Origin of the sequence: Enterobacter sp. CM29, assembly GCF_013179605.1 — a bacterium.
Taxonomy (GTDB): Bacteria; Pseudomonadota; Gammaproteobacteria; order Enterobacterales; family Enterobacteriaceae; genus Enterobacter; species Enterobacter intestinihominis.
Genome location: NZ_JABMCU010000203.1, coordinates 1 through 7,824 on the forward strand (window position 1 = coordinate 1; position 7,824 = coordinate 7,824).

Consider the following 7,824-nt stretch of genomic DNA (forward strand, 5'->3'; position numbering starts at 1 on the left):
ATGCCGAACTCAGAAGTGAAACGCCGTAGCGCCGATGGTAGTGTGGGGTCTCCCCATGTGAGAGTAGGGAACTGCCAGGCATCAAACAAGTGAAGAGGCCATCCGCAAGGATGGCCTTTTTGCGTTTCTGCACCTGCTTCCTTTCCATAAACTAATCACCCATCCCTTCGTATATACGGTAAACTATCCCGGTTTTTGCATCAGGATAGCGTCTATGAATCACTCCCTTAAGCCCTGGAATACCTTTGGTATTCAACGGAATGCTAATCAAATTGTACGTGCCGACAGTGCTCAGCAGTTGCTGAATGCCTGGCAAAACGCAACAGAAAACGGTGAACCCGTACTTATTCTGGGCGAAGGAAGTAATGTCCTGTTTCTCGATGATTTTGCGGGGACGGTAATCGTTAATCGCATCATGGGGATTGAGCGTAAAGAGAGCGCTGACAGCTGGCATTTACACGTGGGTGCTGGCGAAAACTGGCACCATCTGGTGCAATATACCCTTGAAAAAGGGATGCCCGGACTGGAAAACCTGGCCCTGATCCCGGGCTGTGCAGGATCATCTCCTATTCAAAACATCGGTGCCTACGGCATCGAACTGAAACACGTCTGCGAATATGTCGACTGCATCGAACTCGCGACCGGAACGGCGAAGCGTTTGACCGCAGAGCAGTGCCGTTTTGGCTATCGCGACAGCATTTTCAAGCACGACTATCAGGATCGTTTTGTCATTGTGGCCGTTGGCCTGCGTCTGCCGAAAGCATGGAAACCCGTTCTGACTTACGGCGATCTGGCCCGTCTCGATCCGGCTACCGTCACACCGCGTGAGGTTTTTGATTCCGTTTGCCACATGCGAATGACCAAGCTACCGGACCCGAAAGTTAACGGAAATGCGGGCAGTTTCTTCAAAAATCCGGTGATCGGCAGCGAAAATGCGAAAGCGTTTCTCGCTGGTTGGCCAACGGCCCCGCATTATCCTCAGGCGGATGGCAGCGTGAAGCTGGCCGCAGGCTGGCTTATCGATCAATGTGAATTAAAAGGTACTACGCTTGGTGGCGCTGCTGTTCATCGTCAGCAGGCACTGGTGCTGATCAATCAGTCCAACGCGACAAGTGAGGATGTCGTCAACCTGGCGCATCATGTTCGCCAGCGTGTGGGCGAAAAATTTAACGTCTGGCTGGAGCCTGAAGTTCGCTTTATTGGCCGAACGGGCGAAGTGAATGCCGTGGAGACCATTGCGTGAAGGACAATACTATTCCGTTAACTCTCATCGGTATTCTTGCTGATGGCGAGTTTCATTCTGGCGAGCAGCTGGGCGAACAGCTGGGCATGAGCCGCGCTGCCATCAATAAACATATTCAAACGCTCCGCGACTGGGGCGTGGATGTGTTTACGGTACCGGGAAAAGGCTACAGCCTGCCGGAACCAATCCAGTTACTGAATGAAGAGATCATCCGCAGCCAGATTGGACACGGTAACGTCGCGGTATTGCCGGTCATTGATTCGACGAACCAGTATCTGCTGGATCGCCTGAGCGAGCTGAAATCCGGTGATGCCTGCGTTGCCGAGTACCAACAGGCAGGACGTGGCCGCCGGGGGCGTAAGTGGTTTTCGCCATTTGGCGCCAACCTCTACCTTTCCATGTACTGGCGGCTTGAACAGGGGCCAGCTGCGGCCATCGGGCTGAGCCTGGTCATCGGCATTGTGATGGCAGAGGTGCTGCATGATTTGGGTGCCGATCAGGTGCGGGTAAAATGGCCCAACGATCTGTATCTCAACGATCGAAAGCTGGCGGGGATCCTGGTCGAACTGACGGGAAAAACAGGCGATGCCGCACAGATCGTCATTGGGGCGGGGCTGAACATGGTGATGCGAAACGTGCAGAACGATGTCGTGAACCAGGCCTGGACCAACCTACAGGAAGCGGGGATCACCATCGATCGCAATACGCTTGCCGTCCGCATGATCAATGAGTTGCGTAGTTCGCTGACGCTCTTTGAACAAGAGGGGTTAGCGCCATTCCTGTCCCGCTGGGAAAAGCTGGATAACTTTATTAACCGACCGGTGAAGCTGCTGATTGGGGATAAAGAGATTTACGGCACATCACGCGGCATTGACGCGCAGGGCGCGTTGCTGCTTGAACAGGATGGCGTGATTAAGCCCTGGGTGGGCGGTGAAATTTCGTTACGAAGTGCAGAGTAACCCTCTCCCCACAGGGGGAGAGGGTGTAGCAGGTCACTGCGGATACGGCACCCAATCCCCGGCATTCAGCCGGACATAAGGCTTATTCTGATACTGGATCACCACCGCATTGGCGTTTTCCGATACCTCCGCCGTCTGCGGCAGCCCGCTGGTGAGCTGATCCCAGTTCACGCTATCTTCCACAAACAGCTTACCGTCTACAGCGCGAGCAACCAGTTCCGAGATGGCCAGATAGCTGCTTGGCTGGGTGATCTCAACTGGCGCGCCCTGATGCGGTGCCTTCATGCCAAAGAACTTAATCCCGGCCGGAACGTTTGTGATGGACGGGCTTGGGATATCGCGCAGACCAGACACCTGCATCCTGTCGCCTTTCAGCGCTCCACCATGTTCCGGGACCACCACCACCATCACTTTACGACCTGATTTTTCCAGCTCGTTAAAGAACGCGTTCAGCTCGTCAAAGAACTTCTGCGCACGGGCCTTGTAATCGGCCGTTTTGCTTACGCCCGGATAATGGTTCCCGTCGTGAAGCGGCAGCGTATTATAGAACGTCGCGCTACGCGTCCCTTCCTCTTTACCGACGGTGTCGAACCAGCGCTGAAGTACGGCGGTATCGTCATAGACCGGCGAGCCATCGAAGCCCAGTAACGTCACTGGCAGCCCTTTCTGGTCCATCAGTGGGGCCTGCATGCCACCCTGTTCACGCACTTCTTTCAGGAAGTTACCGAACTGACCGTTATGGCCCATCATCAGGTGTTGGGTAAAGCCCAGTTTTGCCAGGTTATCAAACAGGTAACACTGGTTAGCTGCCGGCTGGTAGAGGTTCTTATGCGAGGGCTGCCCACAGCTGGCGCGCAGCAGGCGGATAGCCGCCGGGCCGCTGTACGACGTGGCCGAGTTGAAGTCTTTGAACTGAATATCGAAATGCGACCACAGCGGGTGCGACATCAAACCAGCCGCGTCAACGTCAGCCCAGGACAGAGAACAGATGTTAATGACCAGCAACTCAAACGGCTGAGCATCAGCAGGCAGCGCGTCCGGGAATTTCGTCTGACGCTTATCTTCCGCAGCGTAAAAACTGGAGAGCCACGCGTTCAGGTTCGTAGATGTCGGCGGCGCCGTCTGCGCTGGAATATCCCCAACCACAGGCGTATCCCCTGCTGTCGCGACGGTAGCGGCGGCGGAACCGCCCGTGGTGGTTACGGTTGTCGTCGGCTGACCGGCTGGCCACAGCGAGAAGCTCGGGCCCGTCAGCGTCAGTACGTTTAGCCAGATCATAATCGCGACGACAAACACCGTCACCCGGATCCACTGAGACAGGAACAGCCAGGCAACCAGCAGGACAAATACCGCGCCAATCATCTGCCAGTTAATAAAGCGCTCAACCAGATCGAGCATATAGTCCGCACTGAAACCTGCGACCTGGGAACCCTGGCTCATAATGCTTTCGGGGCCGGGTAGCCAGGTATCATGCCAGAACAGGGCGAAACCGATAGGGATAGCAATCCAGTGACGTATACGGTGCAGCCTGAGATTCGGGATTGGCATCAGCAGGAATGCCATAAACACCAGATTAAGCAGCGGGTGGAAATTAAGATAGCCTGCCCACAGCAGACCAAACTTCACCAGAAAGTAGAAATTCCAGCCGGACAGACCGCGCCAGTATTGCCAGAGTGGCGATGGCGCTGAAGAGGTATAGGTAGAATTAGTCATGTTTTCGGTTTGCCTTGACGTTTGAAGCGCGAGTCAGTGTTCCGGCGGGTTTAATATAGCGAGGTTTGACGAACAGTAATCTGATCGTATCGCGAATACGGCGCAGGGAATGGCGTGCATAGTAGCCAAGCGGCAAAAAAATCAGCGCGCACAGAACAACCAGTTGGATGATATCGCTGATATTCATAATGGAACGCTCTCCTTGTTCTCATCCATTAAGCGTAGCGGCTCAGGAACCCGACGCCATACGTGCCCATCATGTTTCGCGTTCAGAACCGGTTTGGCACCACTTGTTACAGGCAACGGTTTGGCCCATTTTTCAGGTGCCAGGGCTCGCATCTGGACAAGCTCAGCGCTGATCAAATTATCTTCAAACCAGACCATGCGGTTCGAGAAAATATCCCCGGTAGGCAGCGGGAAGATATGGTTCAGGGCGGTATCCAGATCGTTCACCCGACAGAAGGAGAGGAACAGCACCAGGCGATTATCGCCAATGGTCATGATATCCCCGATACGATTAGGGCGGCACAAGGTGAGCGCCTGCTCAACGCGAATGCCCGGCACAGGACGCAGGGCAACCATCACCCCTTTTCCGTCTGCCGGTAAAAGCGTATTGCTCATCATGTTGCCCACCGCATCGCAGAAGGTGTCCCATTTCTGGTAGCCGCGCAGTTTCATCGGCTGCGTCATTGAAAGCAGGGTGCTGATATCTTCCGGAACATATCGATTAAACTGCTGGCCCTGAATGCTTTCGATCAGCGTCAGACAGCGCGACAGGGGAGCATTCCAGGGAATGACCATATTCGCGCCGCAGCCCAGTAATAAGCGCTCATCGGTGGCGCGCAGGCTGGTATTATTTTCACGTACCACGATTTTTAACGCGCTGCCGCGCTGGCGACGTAATGTGTGAATGTGCCGTGCCAGCGTTTCGATTTGGTTATTCTGGATCAACGAGAAGATAATGGTCGCCGCCTGCGTGGTGCGCGCCTCATCAAATAAGGCCTCGTTGGTTTCGAATAGTGACCAGTGCTCAGACAGTGCAGGCGCACCTTCCAGTACCGCAATATGACTCAGAACGCGCTTTTCATCACTGCGTGGCTGAACCACCGTCTCTTCCTGTTGAGCAAGATGCCACTCGTCCCCGACATTTTTGAGGGTAAGCTGCTGTCGGGAGCTCACCCCTTTTTCATTGCACCAGAAAGCCACGTCGTAAAGATGGCTGTCAGTCTGGACACGAATACTGGCCAGGCCATAGAGGGAACGGTATTCACTCATTAAAAGTGAAAAAAGTTTGTCGTTATTACTGCCCGGGTTAACAACCAATAAGGTGCAATTTTGATTTTTTGCCCATCTGCTGATTCTTCCCAGCCATTTCAGCAGTTTTTCAGACGGGATATTTTGTAGACCGTTTTGAGAACATTTAAGAATCAGTAAATAGTGTTCAGGAACAATAGAGCACTGAATATCGCGGGGCAAAAAGTATAAACTGTCGGCCTCCGCTGGCATGGAAAATAATCGTACTGTCTGGGGTCCACGGTCAGTTTCGAGCCTGATGATTGACTTTGGCTCATCGCCCATCGTAATGACGGCCACGCGGTAATCCTTACCCTGCGCCGCTATCGTCTGGTTTACCAGACTGATGGCATCTTCATTACGATCCGTATTAACCCACCAGACTCCTCCGACTGGCATGTGGCGCAATTCGTCCCATAATGACTGGATGCCAATAGAAAATATGGAGTCCACGGTGTCCCTCTTTTCGTCGAATTTCTATGTCTCTCAGTTTACTAGCGAAAGCGTAGAAATAAACCTAACATTGAAATTAAAGAACATCAGATTTAGCATGTAAATGAAATTTCGTGGGCAGGACGCCTCGCTGCATCTGAATCTTATGATTTTACTCAAAGGGATGAAATAAGAATGCAAAATAACGAACCCGCAACTCCAGTCGACCCAAGCCTGGGTTACACATTCCAAAACGATTTTCTGGCGCTCACGCAGGCTTTTTCATTGCCTGAAATAGATTACACCGATATTTCCCAGCGGGAACAGTTGGCTGCGGCTATTAAACGTTGGCCGTTATTAGCTGAGTTTGCCCAACAACAATAAGGAAGCCATTGATGGCCGTACTAGGATTACAGGGCGTCCGTGGTGGAGTGGGTACAACTTCCGTAACCGCGGCGCTGGCGTGGTCATTACAGGTTTTAGGTGAATCAGTACTGGTTATTGATGCCTGCTCCGATAATTTGCTGCGCATGTCATTCAATGTCGACTTTACGCATGAAAACGGCTGGGGGCGCGCGCTTCTGGACGATAAAGACTGGCGGGATGCGGGTTTGCGCTATACCTCCCAGCTCGATTTGCTTCCCTTTGGTCAGATGACGGAAACCGAACGCGGGAATGAAGCTGCGTTTCAGCGCCTGTTCTCTCGCTTCACCACCGCTTTGCAGAGTCTGAAAGAGAGCGGACACTATCAGTGGATCCTGCTGGACCTGCCGCACGGCGCCGCGTCGCTGACCCGCCAGCTTCTGGCGCAGTGCGACCATGTGCTCTCCATTGCGAACGTAGATGCGAATTGTCATATCCGTCTGCATCAACAGGCAATGCCTGCCAATGCCCATATTCTGATTAACGATCTGCGCATTGGCAGCCAGATCCAGGACGATCTGTACCAGGTCTGGCTCCAGAGTCAGCGCCGCCTGTTGCCAATGGTTATTCATCGTGACGAAGCGATGGCGGAATGCCTCGCTTCCAAACAACCGCTTGGGGAGTACCGTAGTGATTCACTGGCGGCAGAAGAGATCCTGACGCTGGCCAACTGGTGTCTGCTGCACTTTGCTAAACGGCCGGAGCCTGCCGGGAGTTCAGTATGAGCCGCCTGACCAACTGGTTGCTCATCCCGCCGGTCAGTTCGCGCTTAAGTGAACGCTACCGCCATTACCGTCATCACGGCGCCTCATCGCTGAGCGCTGCGCTGGGCTGCTTCTGGATGATTCTGGCGTGGATGTTCATCCCCCTCGAACATCCACGCTGGCAACGTATTCGTGCGCGGCACGGTGAACTCTATCCGCATATCAACCCTGACAAGCCGCGTCCGCTCGATCCCGCGCGCTACGCTATACAGTCCATCTGGCTTCTGGCGACCTCAACGGGTGCGGAGAAAAAAACGTCACGCTGGCGCAGCTTCGATCGCGTGCAGAACTTACGTGAACACTATCACCAGTGGCTTAACCGGCTACCCGACCGGGTTGGCGATAGAACAGGTCATTTAGATAATCACAAAGAGCTCGGGCACCTTCACCCGGGCTTACGGCGTTTTATTCTCGGCGTGGTGGTGGTGTTCTCGCTCATACTGGCGCTGGTCTGTATTACCCAGCCCTTCAACCCGCTGGCACAGTTTACCTTCCTGATCCTGCTGTGGGGCGTGGCGCTGCTGGTGCGGCGCATTCCGGGGCGTTTTTCTGCCCTGATGCTGATCGTGCTGTCGCTGACCGTTTCCTGCCGCTACATCTGGTGGCGATATACCTCAACGCTGAACTGGGACGATCCGGTCAGCCTGGTGTGTGGGTTAGTGCTGCTGTTTGCTGAGACCTACGCCTGGATCGTGCTGGTGCTGGGTTACTTCCAGGTTATCTGGCCGCTGAATCGACAGCCGGTGCCGCTGCCAAAAGACACGACCCAGTGGCCAACGGTGGACCTCTTCGTGCCGACCTACAACGAAGACCTGTCTGTGGTGAAAAACACCATTTACGCCGCGCTGGGTATCGACTGGCCGAAGGATAAAATCAAAATCTGGATCCTCGATGACGGTGGCCGCGCCGAGTTCCGCCAGTTCGCGGACGAAGTAGGGGTCGAGTACATCGCACGTACCACGCATGAACACGCTAAGGCCGGTAACATCAACAATGC

General features: G+C 54.1%; 7 protein-coding genes and 1 pseudogene. 5 read left to right on the forward strand and 3 right to left on the reverse strand.

The genetic code is table 11. The features are described from left to right. The first annotated feature begins 214 nt into the window (after positions 1 to 214). Complete coding sequence (gene murB, locus HP459_RS19345; protein ID WP_063138096.1) at positions 215 to 1,243, forward strand: UDP-N-acetylmuramate dehydrogenase; 1,029 nt, start codon at positions 215 to 217, stop codon at positions 1,241 to 1,243. Next, positions 1,240 to 2,202: a bifunctional biotin--[acetyl-CoA-carboxylase] ligase/biotin operon repressor BirA gene (gene birA / locus HP459_RS19350; protein ID WP_003861169.1), complete on the forward strand. Its 963-nt coding sequence runs from the start codon at positions 1,240 to 1,242 to the stop codon at positions 2,200 to 2,202. The genes murB and birA overlap by 4 nt, the downstream gene beginning before the upstream one ends. 33 nt (positions 2,203 to 2,235) lie before the next feature. Here birA and bcsG read toward each other — a convergent pair whose 3' ends face one another. The 3 genes from bcsG to bcsE are packed head-to-tail and all read right to left on the reverse strand — an operon-like array spanning position 2,236 to position 5,661. Beyond that, entirely contained in the window at positions 2,236 to 3,915 is a 1,680-nt protein-coding gene (gene bcsG, locus HP459_RS19355; RefSeq protein ID WP_023298844.1) for a cellulose biosynthesis protein BcsG, read from the reverse strand. Beyond that, positions 3,908 to 4,102 carry a cellulose biosynthesis protein BcsF gene (gene bcsF, locus HP459_RS19360; RefSeq protein WP_022649733.1) on the reverse strand — a complete coding sequence of 65 codons (195 nt, stop codon included), beginning with the start codon at positions 4,100 to 4,102 and terminating at the stop codon, positions 3,908 to 3,910. Before bcsF ends, bcsG begins: the two co-directional genes overlap by 8 nt. Continuing rightward, positions 4,099 to 5,661 carry a cellulose biosynthesis c-di-GMP-binding protein BcsE gene (gene bcsE / locus HP459_RS19365; RefSeq protein WP_022649732.1) on the reverse strand — a complete coding sequence of 521 codons (1,563 nt, stop codon included), beginning with the start codon at positions 5,659 to 5,661 and terminating at the stop codon, positions 4,099 to 4,101. Before bcsE ends, bcsF begins: the two co-directional genes overlap by 4 nt. Positions 5,662 to 5,835: 174 nt before the next feature. Between bcsE and bcsR the strand changes: the two are divergent. The 3 genes and pseudogenes from bcsR to HP459_RS19380 all read left to right on the forward strand — a co-directional run. After that, positions 5,836 to 6,032: pseudogene (gene bcsR / locus HP459_RS19370) on the forward strand (cellulose biosynthesis protein BcsR); the annotation flags it as partial. A gap of 3 nt (positions 6,033 to 6,035) precedes the next feature. Continuing rightward, entirely contained in the window at positions 6,036 to 6,788 is a 753-nt protein-coding gene (gene bcsQ, locus HP459_RS19375) for a cellulose biosynthesis protein BcsQ (protein WP_023307157.1), read from the forward strand. Beyond that, positions 6,785 to 7,824: glycosyltransferase (locus HP459_RS19380; protein ID WP_171936668.1), on the forward strand; the 1,040-nt coding region annotated here is incomplete at its 3' end. The genes bcsQ and HP459_RS19380, both read left to right, overlap by 4 nt.

Bases quoted from the DNA above. Each gene is read 5' to 3' on its own strand.
- bcsQ (WP_023307157.1), top strand. From the start codon at position 6,036: ATGGCCGTACTAGGATTACAGGGCGTCCGTGGTGGAGTGGGTACAACT.
- bcsG (WP_023298844.1), bottom strand. From the start codon at position 3,915: ATGACTAATTCTACCTATACCTCTTCAGCGCCATCGCCACTCTGGCAA.
- murB (WP_063138096.1), top strand. From the start codon at position 215: ATGAATCACTCCCTTAAGCCCTGGAATACCTTTGGTATTCAACGGAAT.
- bcsF (WP_022649733.1), bottom strand. From the start codon at position 4,102: ATGAATATCAGCGATATCATCCAACTGGTTGTTCTGTGCGCGCTGATT.